This is a genomic window from Helcobacillus massiliensis, assembly GCF_033106145.1.
In the GTDB taxonomy this organism is placed as follows: domain Bacteria; phylum Actinomycetota; class Actinomycetes; order Actinomycetales; family Dermabacteraceae; genus Helcobacillus; species Helcobacillus massiliensis.
Genome location: NZ_CP136959.1, coordinates 1,136,774 through 1,156,355 on the forward strand (window position 1 = coordinate 1,136,774; position 19,582 = coordinate 1,156,355).

Annotated in this window: 16 protein-coding genes and 1 other RNA gene; 8 read left to right on the forward strand and 9 right to left on the reverse strand. The window is 69.2% G+C overall.

The window, feature by feature from the left end:
- Nucleotides 1-49 precede the first annotated feature (49 nt).
- The 3 genes from R3I40_RS05270 to R3I40_RS05280 all read left to right on the forward strand — a co-directional run bounded on the left by R3I40_RS05270 (nucleotide 50) and on the right by R3I40_RS05280 (nucleotide 3,466).
- Nucleotides 50-1,492 (forward strand): amidase, encoded by a 1,443-nt coding sequence (locus R3I40_RS05270; protein ID WP_285261623.1) that lies wholly within the window; start codon nucleotides 50-52, stop codon nucleotides 1,490-1,492.
- A complete protein-coding gene (locus tag R3I40_RS05275; RefSeq protein ID WP_317700126.1) occupies nucleotides 1,489-2,775 on the forward strand; it encodes a sensor histidine kinase in 1,287 nt (428 codons plus the stop codon). Before R3I40_RS05270 ends, R3I40_RS05275 begins: the two co-directional genes overlap by 4 nt.
- A gap of 67 nt (nucleotides 2,776-2,842) precedes the next feature.
- Entirely contained in the window at nucleotides 2,843-3,466 is a 624-nt protein-coding gene (locus R3I40_RS05280; protein WP_183374577.1) for a LuxR C-terminal-related transcriptional regulator, read from the forward strand.
- Nucleotides 3,467-3,544: 78 nt separating this feature from the next.
- On the opposite strand, the gene R3I40_RS05285 is transcribed toward R3I40_RS05280, so the two are convergent.
- From R3I40_RS05285 to R3I40_RS05295, 3 genes are read right to left on the reverse strand one after another with little or no spacing between them, the layout of a single operon-like run.
- Nucleotides 3,545-4,441, reverse strand: coding sequence for a hypothetical protein (locus R3I40_RS05285; RefSeq protein WP_183374579.1), 897 nt, complete (start codon nucleotides 4,439-4,441; stop codon nucleotides 3,545-3,547).
- Between the two features lie 12 nt (nucleotides 4,442-4,453).
- Nucleotides 4,454-7,462, reverse strand: a complete 3,009-nt coding sequence (locus tag R3I40_RS05290; RefSeq protein ID WP_317700128.1) for a bifunctional [glutamine synthetase] adenylyltransferase/[glutamine synthetase]-adenylyl-L-tyrosine phosphorylase — start codon at nucleotides 7,460-7,462, stop codon at nucleotides 4,454-4,456.
- A gap of 6 nt (nucleotides 7,463-7,468) precedes the next feature.
- A complete protein-coding gene (locus R3I40_RS05295; RefSeq protein WP_183374583.1) occupies nucleotides 7,469-8,806 on the reverse strand; it encodes a glutamine synthetase family protein in 1,338 nt (445 codons plus the stop codon).
- A gap of 130 nt (nucleotides 8,807-8,936) precedes the next feature.
- Here R3I40_RS05295 and panB point away from each other — a divergent pair, with 130 nt between their 5' ends.
- On the forward strand, nucleotides 8,937-9,854 hold the full coding sequence (gene panB, locus R3I40_RS05300) for a 3-methyl-2-oxobutanoate hydroxymethyltransferase (protein WP_285261625.1): 918 nt from the start codon (nucleotides 8,937-8,939) through the stop codon (nucleotides 9,852-9,854).
- A 16-nt stretch (nucleotides 9,855-9,870) separates the two neighbouring features.
- Here the strand turns inward: panB and R3I40_RS05305 are convergent, their stop codons facing one another.
- Complete coding sequence (locus R3I40_RS05305; RefSeq protein WP_183374587.1) at nucleotides 9,871-10,047, reverse strand: SPOR domain-containing protein; 177 nt, start codon at nucleotides 10,045-10,047, stop codon at nucleotides 9,871-9,873.
- Between the two features lie 52 nt (nucleotides 10,048-10,099).
- Here R3I40_RS05305 and map point away from each other — a divergent pair, with 52 nt between their 5' ends.
- Both map and ppgK read left to right on the forward strand, forming a co-directional pair.
- A complete protein-coding gene (gene map / locus R3I40_RS05310) occupies nucleotides 10,100-10,990 on the forward strand; it encodes a type I methionyl aminopeptidase (RefSeq protein ID WP_239374460.1) in 891 nt (296 codons plus the stop codon).
- A 34-nt stretch (nucleotides 10,991-11,024) separates the two neighbouring features.
- Nucleotides 11,025-11,840 (forward strand): polyphosphate--glucose phosphotransferase, encoded by an 816-nt coding sequence (gene ppgK, locus R3I40_RS05315; protein WP_285261626.1) that lies wholly within the window; start codon nucleotides 11,025-11,027, stop codon nucleotides 11,838-11,840.
- Between the two features lie 19 nt (nucleotides 11,841-11,859).
- On the opposite strand, the gene rnpB is transcribed toward ppgK, so the two are convergent.
- An RNA gene (rnpB, locus tag R3I40_RS05320) (RNase P RNA component class A) lies at nucleotides 11,860-12,197 on the reverse strand.
- A gap of 33 nt (nucleotides 12,198-12,230) precedes the next feature.
- Here rnpB and R3I40_RS05325 point away from each other — a divergent pair.
- Nucleotides 12,231-12,986: a YaaA family protein gene (locus R3I40_RS05325; protein WP_239374464.1), complete on the forward strand. Its 756-nt coding sequence runs from the start codon at nucleotides 12,231-12,233 to the stop codon at nucleotides 12,984-12,986.
- A 19-nt stretch (nucleotides 12,987-13,005) separates the two neighbouring features.
- Here the strand turns inward: R3I40_RS05325 and R3I40_RS05330 are convergent, their stop codons facing one another.
- The 4 genes from R3I40_RS05330 to R3I40_RS05345 all read right to left on the reverse strand — a co-directional run bounded on the left by R3I40_RS05330 (nucleotide 13,006) and on the right by R3I40_RS05345 (nucleotide 16,624).
- Entirely contained in the window at nucleotides 13,006-13,893 is an 888-nt protein-coding gene (locus R3I40_RS05330) for a Nif3-like dinuclear metal center hexameric protein (RefSeq protein WP_239374466.1), read from the reverse strand.
- Nucleotides 13,883-14,356 carry a Fe-S cluster assembly sulfur transfer protein SufU gene (gene sufU / locus R3I40_RS05335; protein ID WP_239374468.1) on the reverse strand — a complete coding sequence of 158 codons (474 nt, stop codon included), beginning with the start codon at nucleotides 14,354-14,356 and terminating at the stop codon, nucleotides 13,883-13,885. Before sufU ends, R3I40_RS05330 begins: the two co-directional genes overlap by 11 nt.
- Entirely contained in the window at nucleotides 14,353-15,621 is a 1,269-nt protein-coding gene (locus R3I40_RS05340) for an aminotransferase class V-fold PLP-dependent enzyme (RefSeq protein ID WP_285261627.1), read from the reverse strand. The genes sufU and R3I40_RS05340 overlap by 4 nt, the downstream gene beginning before the upstream one ends.
- Nucleotides 15,622-15,691: 70 nt before the next feature.
- Nucleotides 15,692-16,624 carry an EamA family transporter gene (locus tag R3I40_RS05345; RefSeq protein WP_183374607.1) on the reverse strand — a complete coding sequence of 311 codons (933 nt, stop codon included), beginning with the start codon at nucleotides 16,622-16,624 and terminating at the stop codon, nucleotides 15,692-15,694.
- 204 nt (nucleotides 16,625-16,828) lie between these two features.
- On the opposite strand from R3I40_RS05345, the gene R3I40_RS05350 reads away from it, so the two are divergent.
- Nucleotides 16,829-19,582, forward strand: coding sequence for a S8 family serine peptidase (locus R3I40_RS05350; protein WP_285261628.1), 2,754 nt, complete (start codon nucleotides 16,829-16,831; stop codon nucleotides 19,580-19,582).

Below are 19,582 nucleotides of genomic sequence, written 5' to 3' on the forward strand. Positions count from 1 at the left end.
CTGATCAGCTGACCAGCGGCCGATGGATGCTGCGCGGTAGCGTTGTGCCATGTCCCACCTGCATGAGCTCAGCGTTGCCGCGCTCCTTTCTGCCCTGAAGAACCGGGAGGTCAGCGCCGTCGACGCCGTTCGCCACTTCCTTCGGCGCTGCGAGGGCGACCAGACGAACGCGATCGTCTCGCTCGAACCCGAAAGGGCCCTGGAGCGAGCTGCCCAGGTGGATGCCGGCAATCTCACCGGGCCACTCGCCGGGCTCCCCACCGCGGACAAGGACCTGCATCAGCGCCGAGGGTGGGTCGCCACGTTCGGCACCCGCCGCTTCCGCGGCCTGCGCGCGGAACGGACCGACGCGCTCACCACGCAGCTCGACTCCACCGGTGCCCTCTCGCTCGGCGCCACCGCCAGCCCTGAGTTCGGCTTCACGAACTACACCCGCTCGCTTCTGCACGGCGCCACGACCATTCCCGGCCGGCCGGACCTCAACGCGGGCGGCTCCTCCGGAGGCGCGGCCGCCGCGGTCGCCTCCCGCATCCTGCCCGTCGCGCCCGGCTCAGACGCCGGTGGGTCCGTGCGCATTCCCGCCGCGGCCTGCGGCATCATCGGCCTGAAGCCGTCGCGCGGCCGCATCGCCGCGATGGGTGGACAGGACGCCCTGGGCGGTCTCCCGACAGCGGGAGTCCTCGCCCGATCCGCTGAGGACGCGGGGATCCTCCTGGATGCCCTCATCACCCGCGGGGCCGACGGCGCACCCACCTCCGGTGCCGCCACCGCTCCCCCACCGCCGCAGCGTCGATCCTTCGCCGACATCCGCGACCTCGCGCCGGGCCTGCGGGTCGGGGTGATCGCGGGCCCCACCCTGTGGGACGAGGTGGTCGACTGTCCCACCAGTGCCGAAGCGGCGCAGGCGCAGGACGCCGCCATCGCGGCTCTCACCGGTCTCGGTGCTGAGGTGGAGGAGGTGCGTCTGCCGTCGTTGCCGGGGTACGCGCAGGCGTTCATGACGCTGTGGATGGCGAACGCGGCGCAGCTGCGCTCCCTGCCCTCCCCCATGGAGGAGCCGCCGCCGTTCGAAGCGCTGACCCGCTGGCTGATCGAGCAGGGCCGCAGCCTCGACCCCGGTGACGTCGCGGCATCCGTCGGCCGCTTCGCTGAGGTGGAGCGCGCCCTGATCCGCACGTTCGCGCCCTATGATCTCGTCCTCTCCCCCACCACCGCGCTGCCGCCCCGCCCGAACGACTGGCCCGGTGACCTCGAGACCGGGGACGGGCTCGCGAACTTCCACGCCCAGTGCCAGTACAGTCCCCACACCTCCATGATCAACGTGGCGGGGCTGCCTGCTGTGTCCGTGCCGACCGTGCGGGTCGGCGACGGCGTCTCGATGAGCGTCCAGCTGATCGGGCGGCCCGGCCGGGAGGACCTGTGCCTGGATGCGGCGCAGGCACTGTCCGCGGCAACGGGGAACATCGCGCTGAGCGCCGGGGACGGCTCATGAGCGCAGCGATGACGGTGCCACGATCAGAATCGCGGCTCGCGGCAGGGGTGCGCTGGTTCGTGCATCTGCTGCTGTACGCACTGTCGGGAATCGTGGGACTGCTGCTGCTCGCACGATCCGAACCCGGGGCAGGCCCCGCGGTCGCCGTGCTCGTCCTGCTGGTGAGCGTCTACTCCCTCGGTGCGCGGTTCTCAGTGGAGCGCCCTCAGGATCCGGCGCCCAGCGCCTCCCCGCAGTCCCTGACCGGCGTGCACCCGCGCCGCTCTCTTCTCGCCCTGCTGCTGACGCTCGCACTGTGGTTGGTGCTGTGCGTGCTCACCCCCCAGGGCGTCTGGATCGCATTCGCCCTCTTCTTCGCCGTCCTCATGCTCCCCTCCCGCATCTTGGGCATCACACTGCTGTTCCTGGTTGCGCTGGTCGCGGGGTTCGCGCCCGCGCTCCACACGACGGAAACGGCTGTTCTGGGCCCCGGCCAGGTGCTCGGCCCGTTCATCGGCGCCCTCGTGGCCCTCGGCATCATGAGCACACTGCGGACCCTGCAGAAGGAGATAGCGATCCGTGAACTCATCACCCGTGAACTGCGCACCACCCGCGCGCAGCTCGCCCGCACCGAACGCGACGCCGGCATCGCCCAGGAACGCGAACGCATCGCCCGCGACCTCCACAACACAGTCGCCCAGTCCACCATCTCCATCAGCATGCTCCTGGAGTCCGCGCAGCGCGCCGCCGCCGACTCCGACACCGCGCGCCTGGGCGAACTGCTCGAATCAGCGCTGGACATGACACGGCAGACCACCCGGCAGACCCGCCAGTTCGTCGACGCCGGTGCTCCCTCCGCTGCGCCGGTCGACGAGGACCCGGCCGCCGTGCTCTGCCAGGAGCTGCAGCAGCTGGTGGACCAGCATCAGCTGACGACCAGCGCCCGGATCGTTTTGCGCTGCGACCTCTCCGCCAGCGACAGCGCCCCGGGAATCAGCGCCGAGCCGGACGCCCGCCCGGCCATACGGCAGAGCGCCGCGCAGACCCTTGTCCGCGTTGCCTCCTCCCTGCTGGCGAACGCTGTCCAGCACGCCCGGGCCGACACGATCGTGGTGACAGTCGGGCAGCATGAGGGCGAGCTCATGCTGGACGTCGTGGATGACGGCGCCGGCATCCCCACCGGCCGGGATGAGGGCTTCGGTCTGCGCACCGTCCGCGCCCGCGTGAAGTCCGCCGGCGGCACCGCCACCGTGGAGACGGCGCCCGCGCACGGAACCGCCGTATCCGTGACCGTCCCCGCGTGACCGCCCCACGATCCGCCCCAGGGCGGCGTGGAACACTGAGAGCCGCACTGAACCGAGGAGGCCCCCGATGACTCGCATCATGCTCGCCGACGACCACGCCATCGTGCGCCAGGGGCTGCGCACCGTGCTGGAGGCCGACGGGGGCGACCTCGACGTGATCGGTGCCGAAGCCGCCACCGCGGAGGACGCGCTTCGACTCGCGTCCCTGCACCGGCCGGACGTTGTGCTGCTGGACCTCCAGTTCGTGTCCGGCGCCGCCCGCGGCACCGACGTCATCGCTGACATCGTGGCCCTGGACAGCGCCCCCGTGGTGATCGTGCTGACCACCTACGACAACGACCAGGACGTCCTCGCGTCCATCGACGCCGGCGCCACCAGCTACCTGCTGAAGGACACGCCGGGGCCTGAGATCGCCGCGGCGATCCGCCGCGCCGTCAGTGGGGAGTCGGTGCTGGACCGCAGGATCCGTCGGCGCCTCGACAGTGAGGCCGCGCTGTCGCAGCGGGAGCGGGAAGTGCTCGACCTCGTGGCCCGCGGCGCCACCAACGCCGCGATCTCCCGCGAACTGTTCCTCTCGCAGGCGACGGTCAAAACGCACCTCGTGCACATCTTCGACAAGCTGCAGGTGCGTTCGCGCACCGAAGCGGTGGCCCGGGCGCGTGAGCTCGGTGTGCTGCGCTCCGACGCGTGACAGCCGGCGCCCGCGAGGGCTCCTCGTCGGTCGTGCCGGACGGGCCCGCAGCGCGGGGCATGCGAGCCTCTCGAGACGTCAGAGCTTCGCGTTCAGCAGACTGAAGAGCAGCTCCTTCGGGTTCTGTGCGGCGTCAAGGGCGCAGTCGTCCGGCAGGAAGTCCCAGGAGCGGCGCAGCGACTGGAACACTTCCCATTCCGCGTCACCGGTGCGCAGCGGCACCACCTGGTAGCCGCCCGCCTCCGGCAGGTGGATCACGAACGCACCGGTGAGCTCCGGCATGTCCCGAATGGTGCCGTCGTTGTCCAGCAGGTTCTCCGCGCGCACCACCGCCACCCCCTGGAGGGCGTAGTCGCCGCGCACCCGTTTGGATGTCTTGATGTCCGCTGAGAGCACCGAACCACCGATCTTCACGATCGCGTCGGTCGTGCCGGCGTAGCCGACGGTGCGGTTCAGCACGGTCTGTTCGATCTCCACGAACTCCGGTTGGAACTCCTCGAGGAAGCGGTCGAACCCGTCGAGGCGGACATCGGCGCGGTCCAGCAGCGCGCCCAGATTGCGCTCCAGAACCAGCACCCCGTTCCCGCGCAGCTGCGTGGCGAGGTCCGACATGTCGGTGCGGCTCGGCCGCTCACCGGAGCGCTCCCACATCTCGCAGAGCGCATGCACATAGGTGCCGAAGTCGGCGGCGGTCTGCGTGTACTCCTCCGCGGCCGCCGCGATCTTCTTCTGCGTGCCCCATCTGTCGCGGGAGACGCGGCGGATCTCCTCCATGGCGCGGCCCGGGTTGCGGTCGAGGTAGGCGAACATGTCGAGGGCGCGCTGGCCGGCCATACGCGCGTACCAGGACTGCAGACTGTCCTTGGAGCGCATCCCGGCAACGGTCGTGATCGAGGGGTAGACGAGCTTCCCGCCGGGCTCCACTCGGTACATGCGGCCACGGGGCGTGCTGCCGCTCAGCTCAGGTGTAGTCATTGCCCATCAATGCTACTCGCCGAACAGCTCCCTCTCGGTGACCGACCTGGCGCGGCGGGTGAGTTTCAGGTAACGATCCATCATCTCGCGCGCGGACTCCTCCGACCCGGTGATGAGGCCCGCCAGTGCCGCGAGCTCGTGCGCGTCGCCCGGCAGCACGTCGGTTTCGCGGCCCTTCCAGAGGAACAGGGCGCGCCGCAGCTGCCACGCCATCCGCCAGGCCTGGCTGAGGGTGTCGGCGTCGGTGCGCGGCAGGGTCCCGTCGGCCGCCAGCACCTCCAGGGCGGTCAGGGTGGAGGTGGTGCGCAGCTGCTCGTTCTCGTGCGCGTACTCGGTCTGCAGCTTCTGCACCACCCACTCCACATCGGTCATCGCACCCGGCCCCAGCTTCAGGTGATGGGTGGCGCGGGCGGCCCGCGGGAGGCGTTCGGATTCGATGCGCGCCTTCATCCGCGCCAGCTCCCGCGCGGCCGACGGGGTCAGCCCCTCCGACGGGTACCGCACCTCGTCCAGGACCTGCACCACCTGCGCCTTCGTCTCCTCCGGTCCCACGAGCGGTGCGGCCCGCAGCAGCGCCTGCTTCTCCCACCGCTCCGCGTGCTGACGGTAGTAGTCGCTGAAGGACGCGAGTGTGCGCACCAGGGCGCCGGAGCGGCCTTCGGGGCGGAGGTCGGCGTTGACCTTCATGTCGATGCCGCTGGAGGGGGCGTTGAGTATCTTCTGCAGATGCGTCACCACGGTGGTGCCGGCGGCCACGAGGTCCGAGTCGGTCAGGTCGTCCGGGCCTTCCACCACGAACTGGACGTCGGCGTCGGAGGAGTAGCCCATCTCGCCGGCACCGAACGACCCCATCGCGATGACGGTGAGGATGACCCGGGGCGCATCCGTCGCGCCCTCCTGCTTCGCCTGCAGGCGGGCGATGTGCAGCGCCGCCTGCAGGACCGCAGCCGCGAGATCGGTGAGCGCTTCCGCGACCCGGGACGGGTCGATGACGCGGGTGACATGGGCGAGGGCGATGCGGGTGATCTCGCGGGAGCGGACGTGCCGCAGAACGTCGATCAGCTCGGCGGCATCATCGGTGCGCTTCATCGTGGCGTCCAGTTCCGCCACGATCGACTCCCCGGAGCGGGGTTCGAGGCCGGCGTCACGACCGAGCCACCTCGCCGCCCCCGGCACCGACTCCAACTGGTTGCCCACGTACTTCGAACTGGCCAGCACACGGGTGAGGCGCTTCGCGGCGACACCGGAATCGCGCAGCATGCCCAGGAACCAGTGGGTGGAGCCGAGCTCATCGGACAGCCGGCGGAATGCCAGCAGCCCCAGGTCCGGGTCGATGCCGTCAGCCAGCCATTCCAGCAGGGACGGCAGCAGCTGTCGCTGGATCGCGGCCCTGCGGGACAGCCCCTTGGTGAGCGCCTCGATGTGCTGACCGGCGCGCTTGGCGTCGCGGTAGCCGATCGCGGCGAGCCGCGCCTGCGCCGACGCCGGCGTGAGCGCGACCTGGCCATCGGACAGGCTGGCGGCGGTCAGCAGCAGCGGTCGGTAGTAGATCTCCTCGTGCAGCTGCTTCACCCGGCGGCGGATCGCATCGAGGTTCTTCTCGAACACCTGCGGGTTCATGTCCATGGCGCGGGAGAGGCGCCGCACGTCCGCCGGTGAGGTCGGCACCACCTGGGAGCGGCGCAGGCGGTGCAGCTGGATGCGGTGCTCCAGTGCCCGCATCAGACGGTACGCTCGGTCCAGCTCGGCCGCCTGGTCGCGCGCCACGTACCCACCGTCGGTCAGCTGCGCGAGAGCCGACAGGGTGTCGGGGGCGTGGATGGAGTCATCGGTGCGGCCGTGCACCATCTGCAGCAGCTGCACGGTGAACTCCACGTCCCGCAGACCGCCGGGGCCGAGCTTGAGGTTGCGGTTCACTTCGGACTTCGGGATCAGCTCCACTACGCGGCGCCGCATTGCGCGCGTGTCCTCCACGAAGCCGTCACGGGTGGAGGCCTGCCACACCATGGGCTCCACCAGTTCCACGAACCGCTGCCCAAGCGCCGCATCCCCAGCGGCGGGGCGCGCCTTCAGCAGCGCCTGGAACTCCCACGAGGACGCCCACCGCGTGTAGTAGGCGGCGAACGAATCGATGGTGCGGACCAGCTCACCGTCCTTGCCCTCGGGCCGCAGGTTCGCATCCACCTGCCACAGGGCGCCCTCCTTTGTGCGGTCCGCGCACACGCGCGCGAGCTCTCGGGCGAGGGCCCCGCCGATGGCGGTGACGTCATCGGCGCTGACCTCATCGTCCGCCGCGTCGGCGGCGTAGATGACGTCCACATCGGAGATGTAGTTGAGCTCCTGGGCCCCGGTCTTGCCCATGGCGATGACGGCCAGGCGCACCTTGTTGTGGTCGGTGACCTGGGCGCGCGCCTGGGCGAGTGCGGCGTCGAGGGAGGCGCCGGCCAGGGCACTGAGTCGCCGGGACACGTCGGGCTGGGCGTCAGCGGCGTCGGGGGCGGTGATGTCCGCCAGGGCGATGCGGCAGAGGATGTCGTGGTACTCGATGCGGATGCGGTCGCGTCCGTCCTGCCCGGTGCAGGAGGAGACCGGCATGTCAGCATCCGGGTCCGCGCCGATCGCCTTCAGAAGGCGGGCGCGGTAGGAGTCCATCGGCAGAACGTCCTCCTCCACCAGGGCGAGCCGTTCGGGGTGGCGGGTGAGAAAGTCGCCGAGCGCTGCGGACACCCCGAGCAGCTGCACGAGGCGCTCCCCTGCCTCCGACCCCACCACTCGCTCGAACAGTGCGCGCTGCTCGCCGCGGTTCGCCGCTTCGCCGACCCGCAGCAGCGCGATCGTCGCCTCATCGGGGTCCGCGGTCGTGCCGATGGTGCGCACCAGGGACGGCGGCACCGCCGCCAGGTCCTCATCGGCGAGGAAACGAGCGGACCGCTCCGTGTGGACGAAGCCGAGACGGGCGAGCTCGGCGTGGTTGAACGGGCCGTTCTCCTGAATCGCTTGGATCGCTGAGGTGGGGAGCATCGCGGATCAGACGGCGTTGAAGGTCGAGGCGAGCTCAGAGTCCGTCACCTGGTTGCGGTACTTCGCCCACTCGTCGTGCTTGTTGCGGATGATGAACTCGAACACCTCCTCACCGAGGATCTCCGCCATCAGTTCGGAGTCCTCGAACGAGTCCAGCGCCCGGTACAGGTCCGAGGGCAGCGGCTCGATGCCCATGGCTCGGCGCTCCCGATCGGTCAGGTCCCACACGGTGTCCTCCGCGCCCTCCGGCAGGTCGTACTCGCCCTCGATGCCTGCGATGCCGGCGCCGAGCAGAACAGCGAACGCGAGGTACGGGTTCGCTGCGGAGTCGAGGCCCCGGAACTCCACGCGGGAGCTCGTGCCCTTGGTGGGCTTGTGGTACGGCACTCGCACCAGCGCAGACCGGTTGTTGTGGCCCCAGCAGATGAAGCTCGGCGCTTCCTGCTTGCCCCACAGACGCTTGTAGGAGTTCACGAATTGGTTGGTGATCACCGAATATTCGGGGGCGTGGCGCAGCAGGCCGGCGATGAAGTGCCGCGCCGTCTTCGACAGCCCGTACTCGGCTCCCGGTTCATGGAACACGTTCTTCCCGTTCTGGAACAGGGACAGGTGCGTGTGCATGCCGCTGCCGGGCTGGTCCACGATCGGCTTCGGCATGAACGTGGCGACCTGGCCCATGGAGTGCGCGACCTTCTTGGTCATGGCGCGCATGGTCAGGATGTTGTCGGCGGTGGCGAGGGCGTCGGCGTAGCGCAGGTCCACTTCGTTCTGGCCGGGCCCGCCTTCGTGGTGGGAGTACTCCACGTGGATGTTCATCGACTCCAGTTGGCTGATGAGCTCCCGCCGGTAGTTGTTCGCGGTGGGGCGCTGCACGTAGTCGAAGTAGCCGCCGTCATCGATGGGCTGCAGGGGCTCCCCGCGCCGCCAGGGCTTCTCGAACAGGTAGAACTCGATCTCCGGGTGGGTGAAGAACTCCAGCCCCATCCTCTCGGCCCGTTCGAGGGCGCGCTTGAGGACGCCGCGGGGGTCGGAGGCGGCGGGCTCGCCGTCGGGAGTGAGGACATCGCTCATCATCACGCCGGTTGTGCCGGTGGAGTCGTACTCGGGGAGGATGCGGAACGTGCTCGGGTCGGGGGCGAGCAGCATGTCGGACTCGTAGGTGCGGGTGAGGCCCTCGATGGTGGAGCCGTCGATGCCCAGGCCCTCATCGAACGCGGTCTCCAGGTCCGTGGGCGAGATGACCACCGATTTCAGGGTTCCCACCACATCGGTGAACCACAGACGGATGTAGTCGACGTTCGCTTCTTCAACCTGACGCAGCACGGAGTCCTGTTGGCGTTCCATGCGGACATTGTGCCCCACGCAGCTCGGCCGGAACTGCAGATCACGGGCTGCGCTGCGGGGTGGGGCCCGTCGGCCGACGGGTGCCGGATAGGGTGGGGGCTATCCGTTCCCATCAGCCCCTGGAGGGTCCATGACCGCGCCCGAGTCCCCCAGCCCCCGCTCGTCCGTCGACGCGGCTCCCCCGAGCCCCACCGGAGGCGCCGGCAGCACCGGCGGTGCGACCGGCGCAGGCGCCCCGGAGCAGCGTCGCTCGCCGCGGCGGGTGCGCACGCTGACGCTGCAGGACTTCAAGGAGCAGGGCCGGAAGTTCAGCATGCTCACGAGCTACGACGCGCTCACCGCCGCGATCTTCGACGACGCCGGCGTGGACGTCCTGTTGGTGGGCGATTCCGCCGGCAACGTGGTGCTCGGCTACGAAGCCACCGCCAGCATCAGCCACGAGGCGATGCAGCTGTTCACCGGCGCAGTCGCCCGCTCCGTGACACGCCCCCTCGTGATCGCCGACCTCGCGTTCGGCACCTACGAGGTGTCCGAGCAGCAGGCCGTCGCCTCCGGCATCGACCTTGTGCGCGCCGGTGCGCACGCCGTGAAGCTGGAGGGCGGCGTGCGCTCGGCTTCCCGGATCCGTGCGCTCGTGGATGCGGGGGTCGCGGTGTGCGGACACATCGGGTTCACCCCGCAGTCGGTGAACCAGCTCGGCGGCAACCGGGTGCAGGGCCGCGGCGATGAGGCCGCTGAGCGGCTGCTCGCGGACGCCCGTGCTGTGCAGAAGGCCGGTGCGTTCGCAGTGGTACTGGAGATGGTGCCCGCCGCACTGGCCGAACGGGTGAGTGCCGAGCTGACGATTCCGACGATCGGAATCGGCGCCGGCGCCGGCTGCGACGGGCAGGTGCTGGTGTGGCAGGACATGGCGGGCCTGTCCGGGTTCTCCGGCAGGTTCGTCAAGCAGTACGCGCAGCTGCGCGAGACGCTCGGTGCCGCTGCCGGTCAGTACGCAGACGAAGTCCGCGCCGGGACCTTCCCCGACGCGGACCATGCGTTCGACTGAGTGAGACGGGAGGGGCTCAGCCCTCTTCCCATTCGCGGTCCTCGGCGTCCCACGCCTGGTTGCGCGCTTCCGCCTTCGCGAGGGCGTTCTTGGCCTCATCTGCGGTGGCGTAGGGGCCCATCAGCTCGTCCCCGGGGGACTTGCGGCCCTCTTCGACCTGCTTCGTGGTGAGGTTGTAGAAGAACTCGGTCATGGTCAGCCTTCCGTTGAGTCGGCCCCAGTGATTCTCTGAGACACTGGTCAGTATGACTGACGAACGATGGCTCCGCCCTGACAATCGGGCCCCGCTGACCCCCGGCACGATCTCCCCGCTACTGGAGGTTCCCGCCTCCATCACCCGCCCGGAGTACGCATTCAAGGACGGAGCGAAGTCCGATGACTGCGGCCCGTACGTCCAGACCCCGGAGATCATCGAGAAGGTTCGCACCGCCTCCCGCATCGCCGCGATCGCCCTGCGGGAAGCCGGGCGAGTCGCCGAGCCCGGTGTCACCACCGATCACGTGGACCGCGTGGTGCATGAGGTGCTGCTGGACCACGGCGCGTACCCGTCGACGCTCGGCTACCTGTCCTTCCCGAAGTCCTGCTGCACGAGCCTGAACGAAGTCATCTGCCACGGCATCCCCGACTCCACCGTGATGGAGGAGGGCGACATCCTCAACGTGGACGTCACCGCGTTCATCGACGGTGTGCACGGCGACACCAACGCCACCTTCGCCATCGGTGAGGTCGCCGAGGAGGCGCAGCTGCTGATCGAGCGCGCCGAAGAGGCGATGTGGCGGGGCATCCGCGCGGCGAAGGTGGGCCGCGAGGTCAACGTGGTGGGCCGCGTCATCGAGAAGTACGTGAGCCGCTTCGGCTACGAATCCGTGCATGACTTCACCGGCCACGGCGTGGCGGAGGGCTTCCACAACGGCCTGATCATTCCCCACTACGATTCCGCGCCGTTCTTCGACGACGTCATCGAGGAGAATATGATCTTCACCGTGGAGCCGATGGTGACCCTCGGCTCCCAGGACTGGGACAAGTGGGAGGACGATTGGACCATCACCACGAAGGACAAGTCGTACACCGCCCAGTTCGAACACACCTTCCTGATCACGGCGGACGGCTACGAAGTCCTCACCGTCGCCGAGTGACACCGATCCACCTGCGAACACTGGAGAGCACAGCATGACCAAGCCGGCCTTCGGCATCGACATCGGCGGCAGCGGCATCAAGGGAGCACCCGTTGACCTCGATGCGGGCACCCTCGCCGCCAATCGCGTCCGCATCCCCACCCCGAAGCCGTCCACCCCGGACGCCGTCGCGGACGTGGTGGCGGAGCTGATCGGGAAGTTCGACGTCTCCGACGACATGCCCGTCGGCGTCACCTTCCCGGCCGTGATCCACGAGGGCGTCGCACAGACGGCCTCGAACGTGGACAAATCCTGGATCGGCACCGACGTGGACGCACTGCTGACAGAGCGCACCGGGCATGACGTGTTCGTGGTGAACGACGCGGACGCCGCCGGCATCGCCGAAATGGAGTTCGGTGCCGGCCGCGGCGCCTCGGGCGTGACCATCATGACGACGCTCGGCACCGGCATCGGCTCCGCCATGTTCATCGACGGCATCCTCGTTCCGAACTCCGAGCTCGGCCACCTCACCCTGCACGGGGAGAAGGCGGAGGCGTACGCTGCGTCCTCGATCTTCGAGAAGGAGAAGCTGAGCTGGAAGGAATGGGCTTCCCGCCTGCAGGAGTACTATTCGATGGTGGAGTTCCTGTTCACCCCGGACCTGTTCATCGTGGGCGGCGGCATCTCCAAGGAGGCGGACAAGTTCCTGCCGCTGCTGGATCTGAAGACCCCGATCGTCAGCGCTGACCTGCGCAATCAGGCGGGCATCATCGGCGCCGCGGTCCTCGCGAAGCGGGAGAAGAAGACCCTTGTGAAGCAGGAGAAGAGGGCGAAGAAGTCCGGAAAGCCGAGCAAGAAGAAGTCCGCGTGACACCACGCTGACCAAGAGAGGGACCAGTCAGCCTGTAAGCCGGGTTCTGTGATCGACAGTCATCTGTCTAGGACCGCCGTTGCCGACGGCCTCCAGCGGTCTACCCGGAAGCCGACCCTGGCGGCCGATGCGCTTCCTGTCTGACCTTGCTCCGAGTGGGGTTTGCCGTGCCGCATCCGTCACCGGCTGCGCGGTGGTCTCTTACACCACCCTTTCACCCTGGCCAGCTTGCGCTGGTGGTCTGCTCTCTGTGGCACTGTCCCGCGGATCGCTCCGGGTGGGCGTTACCCACCACCCTGCCAGGAGGAGCCCGGACTTTCCTCGAGCCCGAAGGCGCGCGACTGTCCGGCTGACTGGTCCGCCGCCCACCCTACTAGACAAGGAAGAACCGTGATCATCCTCCTGCCCCCGTCGGAGACCAAGACCGCACCCGCGCCGCGCGAGGCCGCGGTGGAGCTCGACACCCTGACCCGCCCGCAGCTCGGGCAGGCACGCGCCACCATGATGCGCGCCGCAGTCGCGACCGCGAAGGCGGCCGACGGGGCCGGCATGCTCGGGGTCCCGGCGTCGGCGCCGGAGCTGCAGGAGCGGATGACCCGGATCGATGCCGAGCCCGCCGGGCCCGCCCTCGAGGTGTACTCCGGGGTCCTGTTCGACGCCCTCGGTGATGCCCGCCCCACGCATGAGGACGTGCAGGTGCTCATCGCATCCGCTCTGTTCGGTGTCGTGGATGCGGCAGCGGATCGCATCCCCGCCTATCGGCTCAGCGCCGGGTCCTCCGTCAAGCGCCTCGGCAAGGTGGGCACCTGGTGGAAGCCGAAGCTTGCCCCCATCGCAAAGGAGCTCGCTGGGCATCTCGTGGTGGATGGTCGCAGCGGCGCGTACCGGTCGATGATGCCGGTGAAGGACGCCCTGGACGTGTCGCCGGTGCAGGAGCGGGACGGGAAGCGCACCGTGGTCTCCCACGATGCGAAGCACTATCGGGGTCTGGTGGCGCGGGAGCTCATGCGGGCGGACTCCCCCGCAACTTCGGCCGACGAGGTCGTGGATCAGCTGCGCTCAGCGTTCGGTGACCGTCTCGGCGTGGAGCTGGACGGCTCGAAGCTCGTGATCGTAGACCGTTTCGAGCGCGTGGGCGGCGCCTAGCCCGAACGCGCCCGGCCCCTCAGCCGACGCGGCCGGTGAACGGGTCGGTGCTGACGGAACTGATGCGCACCTCGAGATCGGGCAGGCGTTCAGCGAGCAGCTCCTTCGCCAGGGGCAGCCAGAGGGATTCGCTGGCCGAATGGGCAACGTCGATGAGCGCGGGCACCGCTGTCTCATCCGCCGCGGATTCGAGGTGCTCGGAGGCGGGGTGGTGGCGCAGGTCGCTGGTGACGTAGACGTCGACACCGGCGGCGGTCGCGTCAGGGAGGAATGAGTCGCCGGAGCCGGGGCATACCGCGACACGCCGCACCGGCCGGTCCCCGTCACCGGTGAAGCGGATGCCCTGCGCGGTCGCGGGGACGCGGGCGGCGATGTTCTCAGCGAGCTCGCGCACCGTTGTGGGCTCACGCAGCGCGCCGACGGCGCCCAGGCCGAACAGGTCCTCCCGTGCGGAGTCCGCGCCGGACGCGGCGAGCGGCTGCGGGTCCTCGAGGTCCAGAACGCGCAGCCACCCGCCGACGGTGCCGCGGATGGACCGGTCCACGTTCGTGTGACCGCACCACAGGCCGATGCGCGATCGGATCAGGTCGGTGAGGACCGCTCCCTTGCCGGTGTGCGCCGGCAGGAAGCTGACGGGCTTCAGCAGCAGCGGATGGTGCGCGATGATCAGGTCTGCGCCGATCTCGCGCGCTTCGCGGACCACTGCGAGGGTGGGGTCCACGGTCAGCAGCACCCGTCGGACCGGTTCGTCCCGGACGCCCGCGACGAGGCCCACCCGGTCCCAGTCCTCCGCCCAGTCGAGCGGGTAGGCGTCCTCGAGGACGTCCTGGACGGCGCCGAGGGTGAGGCCGATGGGGTTGTGCCCGAAGGTTCCCTCAGCGGGGTCGGGAGCGGTCTCAGTGGTCATTCTCGGTGTCCTTTCGGGCGGTGAGAGCATCGGCGAGCGCAGCCTGGTACGCCTTCCACGCCATGAGGACGCATTTGACGCGGCCGGGGAACTTGGAGGCGCCGGTGAGGGCGACACCGTCGCCGAGCACGTCCTCATCGCCGGCGATCCTGCCGCGGGAGTGCATCGCCTCGTCCATGTGGGCACTGATCTCCTCGATCTCCTCGCGGGTGCGCCCGATGAACAGGTCGGTCATGATGGAGGCGGAGGCGCGGCTCATCGCGCAGCCCTGCGCCTCGTACGGCAGGTCCTCCACGCGCCGCCCGTCCTCGGAGAGGCGGATCCGCAGCGTGATCTCGTCACCGCAGGTGGGGTTGACGTGGTGCACTTCGGCGTCGAACGGGTCGCGCAGACCCGCGTTCTGCGGGTGCTTGTCGTGGTCGAAGATGAGCTCCGAGTAGAGCGCGGTGAGAGGGCTGGTCACTGGAACCTCGCGAAGAAGTCGATGGCGGTGCGGACGGAGTCGAGCAGGGCGTCGACCTCCGCCTCGGTGGTGTGGACGCTGAAGCTGGCGCGGCTGGTGCCGGGCAGGCCGTAGCGGCGGTGAAGGGGCCAGGCGCAGTGGTGGCCCACGCGCACGAGGACGCCCTGGGAGTCGAGCACCTGGCCGATGTCGTGCGGGTGGCGGCCGTCCACGGCGAACGCGACGGCGCCGGCGCGGCCGGGGGCATCGGAAGAAGGGCCGATGACGCGGACACCGTCGATCGCCTCGAGGCCGCGCACCGCGCGCTGAGTGAGCTGCCGTTCGTGTTCGGCGATGCGGTCCATGCCGAGGTCGCTGAGGTAGTCGACAGCGGCGGCGAGGCCGATGGCCTGTGAGATCATCGGGGTGCCGGCTTCGAACCGCGCCGGGGGCTCGGCGAAGGTCGTCTGCTCCATGGTGACGACCTCGATCATGGAGCCGCCGAGCATCACCGGCGGCATCTCAGCGAGCAGCTCGAAGCGCCCCCAGAGAGCACCGATGCCGGTGGGTCCGAGCATCTTATGGCCGCTGAAGGCGGCGAAGTCGACCCCGAGGTCCTGGACATCGACCGGCATGTGCGGCACCGACTGGCAGGCGTCGAGAACAGTCAGCGCTCCCACGTCCTTCGCGGCCTCGACCAGACGGGCCACCGGGTTGATCGTGCCGGTGACGTTGGACTGGTGAGTGAAGGCGACCACCTTCGTCCGCTCGGTGAGGAGGGTGTCGAGGTCGGTGAGGTCGAGGGTGAAGTCGTCCGCGAGGGGGATCCAGCGCAGGGTCGCGCCGGTGCGGCGGACGAGCTCCTGCCAGGGCACCAGGTTCGCGTGGTGCTCCATTTCGGTCACAAGGATCTCGTCGCCCTCCTTGACCCGCAGGTGGTCGGGGGTGGAGGCGTCCCCGTTGGACAGGGAGTAGGCCACGATGTTGAGCGCCTCGGTGGCGTTCTTGGTGAAGATCAGTTCCCGCTCGTCCCGGCAGCCGACGAAGCGCGCGATCGTCTCGCGGGCCGACTCGTACCGGTCGGTGGCGTCCTCCGCGAGCTGGTGGGCGCCGCGCTTGACGGCGGCGTTGTGGCCGGTGAGGAAGTCGACTTCGGCGTCGATGACCTGGCGGGGCCGCTGGGAGGTGGCGCCGGAGTCGAGGTAGACGATGGGCTGACCGTCCGCTGTGGTGCGCGTCAGGATCGGGAAATCCGCTCGGATCGATTCGATGTCCCAGTCGCGCATGCGGTCTCCGTGTCCTCTCCTCAGCCGGGTGGTGCCTTCCCTCATCATACGAGTGCGCAGGTGGGCTCGGTCAGGACCCGTCGGCCCGCTCCCCCGCTTCCGAGTCCTCGCTGCTCACCCGCGTTTGACTCTGCGTGCTGCACGCCCTGGGCTGACGGCGCGCCGAGCGGACCACCAGTGTGGTCGCGGTGCAGATCAGCGCCACGCCGACCAGCTCCACAGGGGTGAGGCGCTCCCCCAGTACGATCGCCCCGAACAGCACCGCGGCGATGGGATGGCTGCTCTGCAGTGTCGATGCAACGTGCATCGGCACGCGCCGCATCGCCAGCACGTCCAGCGCGTACGGCAGCGCTGAGGAGAGGACGCCGGCGGCGAGCCCGATCAGCAGCACCGGCCAGGTGAGCGGCTGAGCGGTGCCGAGCACCAGCGCGATCGGGATGAGGACCACCAGGCCGGTGAGCGATGCCATGGCCGACGGGACCAGGCCCGGCAGGCGCCGCCCCGCCGCCCGGTTCGCCAGCAGGTAGAACGCCCAGCTCAGCCCGGCGATCGCGGCGAAGGCGATGCCGAGCGCATCAGTGGACAGGGTGGGGCCGGTCAGCAGCAGCATGCCGACGAGGCCGAGCGCAGCGTACGCCCATCCACGGCGGTGCGGGGAGGAGATCGCCCCCAGCAGGATCGGGCCCAGCATTTCGATGGACACCGCCATCCCGACGCCGATCCGGGCGAATGCCAGGTAGATGGAGACGTTCATCGCGAGCAGGGGCACGGCGAGGAGGACGCCCCACCACAGCTGGCGGCGGTCGGTGATGCGAGGAACGAGGCGAACGGACAGGGCGGTGTGGCTGGCCGCCATCATCGTGTAGCGGACGAGCACGAGGGCGGCGAGGCCGAACACGGGCATCACCGCGGTGGCGAGCGATGCGCCGAACTGGAGAACGGCGGCGGCGAGCAGGATCAGCGCGATGCCCTGCGCCATCTGCGCCCTGTCCTCCGTCGTCATCCCGGCAGGATAGCGGCGGCACACGGTGGACGCGCGCTCAGTCCAGGTGCCCGGCTTCGACCAGGCACCTCCCTCACCTGCAGTGATGCCGATGCGGTCACATTTCGGCAAAGAGCAGACAAAGCCTTGGAGGGCAACGCAGGTCACATGCTGTAATGAGCCTCACCTTCGGGTGCCCTTTCCTCCCTCTAAGGAGAATCCCCCATGGCTGAACGCCGCCCCTCATCCCACCGTGCCCGCACCGTCGGTGCCGGAGCCGCCGCAGCCGCCCTGTCCATGAGCCTCGGCCTCCCCGCCTCCACCGCCACCGGTGACGTCACCGTCATCGGCTCCGCCTCCGACCTCGGCGGCGCGGTCGCGACGATCTCCCCGGACGGCCTCAAGCTGGAGCGTGTGCGCGTCCACAACCGCTACCTCGTGCAGACCGAGGGCAAGGCCATCGCCCACGGCGGCAGCAGGTCCGCCATCAAGAGCGCCCAGCAGCGCGCCAAGGCCGGTGCGAAGGGCCAGGGCGTCACCATGAAGGTGGACCGTGAGTACTCCGACGTGTGGAACGGCATGTCGGTCACCGTGGATGACTCCGAGGTGGAGAAGCTGCGCGCCGCTGACGGCGTCGTCGCCGTCTACCCGGTGTACGAGGTGGAGCGCCCCGAGCCGGTCGACAATGCCGAGCCGCAGAACGAGTTCGCGCAGAAGATGACCGGTGCGGACATCGCCCGCAACGACATGGGCCTCACCGGCAAGGGTGTGAAGGTCGGCGTCATCGACTCCGGCATCGACTACAACAACCCGTCCCTCGGCGGCTCCGGCACCAACAACGAGAAGGCCGACTTCCCCAACAAGCGCGTGGTGGGCGGCTACGACTTCGTCGGCGACGACTACGACGCCTCCGGCAGGGACGGCAGCCCCACTCCCACTCCGGATGAGTTCCCCGATGACACCGGTGGTCACGGCACCCACGTGGCCGGCATCATCGGCGGCGACGGCGACGTCCAGGGCGTCGCCCCCGAGGCGGACTTGTACGCGTACCGCATCTTCGGAACCAACGGCAGCGCCTCGACCGATGTCATCCTCGCCGCGATGGACCGTGCTGCGCAGGACGGCATGGACGTGGTGAACATGTCGCTCGGCTCGGGCCTCATGACGTGGAAGGACTACCCGACTGCGCAGGCGGCCGACGCCATGCACCGCGAGGGCATCTCCATGATCGTCGCGATGGGCAACGACGGCGCTTATGGAACCTTCACCGGTGGTTCCCCGGGCACCGCGGACGAAGTCATCTCCGTGGGCTCCGTGGACAACACCCACTACCGCAGCCCGTTCTTCACCACTGAGGCCGGCGCCGAGATCGCCTACGCTCCCGGCAGCCCGGCCCCGCAGCCGCCGACCTCCGGCACGATGGAGCTCGTCGCCGCCGGTGCCGATGACGACAAGAACGCGCTGGCCTGCAACGGCAGCGACCTGCCGAAGGCGACCGGTGAGCAGACCCTGCTGATCAAGCGCGGCGAGTGCAGCTTCCACGAGAAGGCCGTCAACGCTGAGAAGGCCGGCTACAAGGCCGTCATCATCTACAACAACACCGCCGGCACCATCAACGCGTCCCTCGACGGTGACCCGAAGATCGGCATCCCCACCGTCACCATCACGCAGGCCGACGGGCTCGCCCTGCAGAAGGACATCGCCGACGGCGGCGCCACCTTCACCTGGCAGGACGGCACGGTCGCCACGGAGAACGAGACCGGCGGCTACATGTCGGACTTCTCCAGCTACGGCCTGACCGCGGACCTCGACCTCAAGCCGACGGTGTCCGCACCAGGCGGGGCCATCTGGTCCACCATCCCGGTGGAGCAGGGCGGCGAGGGCGCCATGTCCGGCACCTCGATGGCGACCCCGCACGTGGCCGGTGTGGTCGCGCAGATGCTGCAGGACAACCCTGACCTCACCACCGATGAGATTCGCATCCGCCTGCAGAACACGGCTGACCAGCTCGACTTCGGCCTGAAGCCGAACGCCGGCCTGAACGCCCCGGTGCACCACCAGGGCGGCGGCATCGTCAACGTCCCGGAGGCGGTGAAGACCTCCACACTGATCACGACCGATCGCGGCCATTCGCATCTTGCTCTGGGTGAGGGCGAGCAGGGCCCGGTCACGAAGACGATCACGATCCGCAACACCTCGGACAAGCCCGTCACCTACGACCTGGGGGTCCGCTACAGCGTCGCCACCGGCGGCGAGGAGACCCACGACCCGACGTTCATGGAGGCGAAGGCGGACGTCACCTTCTCCAAGGACACGGTGACGGTGCCCGCGGGCGGCTCCGAAACGGTCGATGTCACCTTCTCCGAGGACTTCGGCCAGAACGGCATCATCCACGGCGGCTGGATCACGGTGACGGACCCGATGGAGGAGCACACGGTGCCGTTCGCGGGTATGTCCGGTGACTACCAGGCGCTGCCGCTGCTGGTGGACGGCGGCATGGGTCTGCCGGTGCTCGGTAAGGCGAAGGGCGACTCGGTGGACATCGCCGGGAAGCACCCGACCTACACGATGCAGGGCGATGACCGCCCGTACATCATCTACCGGCTGAACCTGCCGGCCGAGACCGCGAAGCTGGAGATCTTCACGGCCAACGCCGACGGCTCCAAGGGCGCACCGGTCCACCCGAAGTTCAACACGGCGTGGGAGGACCAGCACGTCACGAAGTCCGCGGACTACTTCATCGCCGATTGGACCGGCGAGGTGCAGGGCAACAACGGCAACAACAAGAGCCGCACGGTCCCAAGCGGTGACTACGTCATGGAGCTGAAGGTGCTCAAGCCGATGGGTGATCCGAAGAACCCGGCGCATTGGGAGACCTGGGAGTCCGGCTCGTTCACCATCGATCGCCCCGGCGAGAAGCAGAACCCGGGCAAGGGCAAGAAGCCCGCGAAGCCCGGCAAGGGCAACGGGAAGGGCTGA

Coding starts and splice junctions, on each gene's coding strand:
- R3I40_RS05350 (WP_285261628.1), top strand. CDS start 16,829: ATGGCTGAACGCCGCCCCTCATCCCACCGTGCCCGCACCGTCGGTGCC.
- R3I40_RS05275 (WP_317700126.1), top strand. CDS start 1,489: ATGAGCGCAGCGATGACGGTGCCACGATCAGAATCGCGGCTCGCGGCA.
- R3I40_RS05340 (WP_285261627.1), bottom strand. CDS start 15,621: ATGCGCGACTGGGACATCGAATCGATCCGAGCGGATTTCCCGATCCTG.
- R3I40_RS05345 (WP_183374607.1), bottom strand. CDS start 16,624: ATGACGACGGAGGACAGGGCGCAGATGGCGCAGGGCATCGCGCTGATC.
- R3I40_RS05290 (WP_317700128.1), bottom strand. CDS start 7,462: ATGCTCCCCACCTCAGCGATCCAAGCGATTCAGGAGAACGGCCCGTTC.
- ppgK (WP_285261626.1), top strand. CDS start 11,025: ATGACCAAGCCGGCCTTCGGCATCGACATCGGCGGCAGCGGCATCAAG.
- R3I40_RS05280 (WP_183374577.1), top strand. CDS start 2,843: ATGACTCGCATCATGCTCGCCGACGACCACGCCATCGTGCGCCAGGGG.
- R3I40_RS05305 (WP_183374587.1), bottom strand. CDS start 10,047: ATGACCGAGTTCTTCTACAACCTCACCACGAAGCAGGTCGAAGAGGGC.
- map (WP_239374460.1), top strand. CDS start 10,100: ATGACTGACGAACGATGGCTCCGCCCTGACAATCGGGCCCCGCTGACC.
- R3I40_RS05270 (WP_285261623.1), top strand. CDS start 50: ATGTCCCACCTGCATGAGCTCAGCGTTGCCGCGCTCCTTTCTGCCCTG.
- R3I40_RS05295 (WP_183374583.1), bottom strand. CDS start 8,806: ATGGAACGCCAACAGGACTCCGTGCTGCGTCAGGTTGAAGAAGCGAAC.
- R3I40_RS05330 (WP_239374466.1), bottom strand. CDS start 13,893: ATGACCACTGAGACCGCTCCCGACCCCGCTGAGGGAACCTTCGGGCAC.
- panB (WP_285261625.1), top strand. CDS start 8,937: ATGACCGCGCCCGAGTCCCCCAGCCCCCGCTCGTCCGTCGACGCGGCT.
- R3I40_RS05285 (WP_183374579.1), bottom strand. CDS start 4,441: ATGACTACACCTGAGCTGAGCGGCAGCACGCCCCGTGGCCGCATGTAC.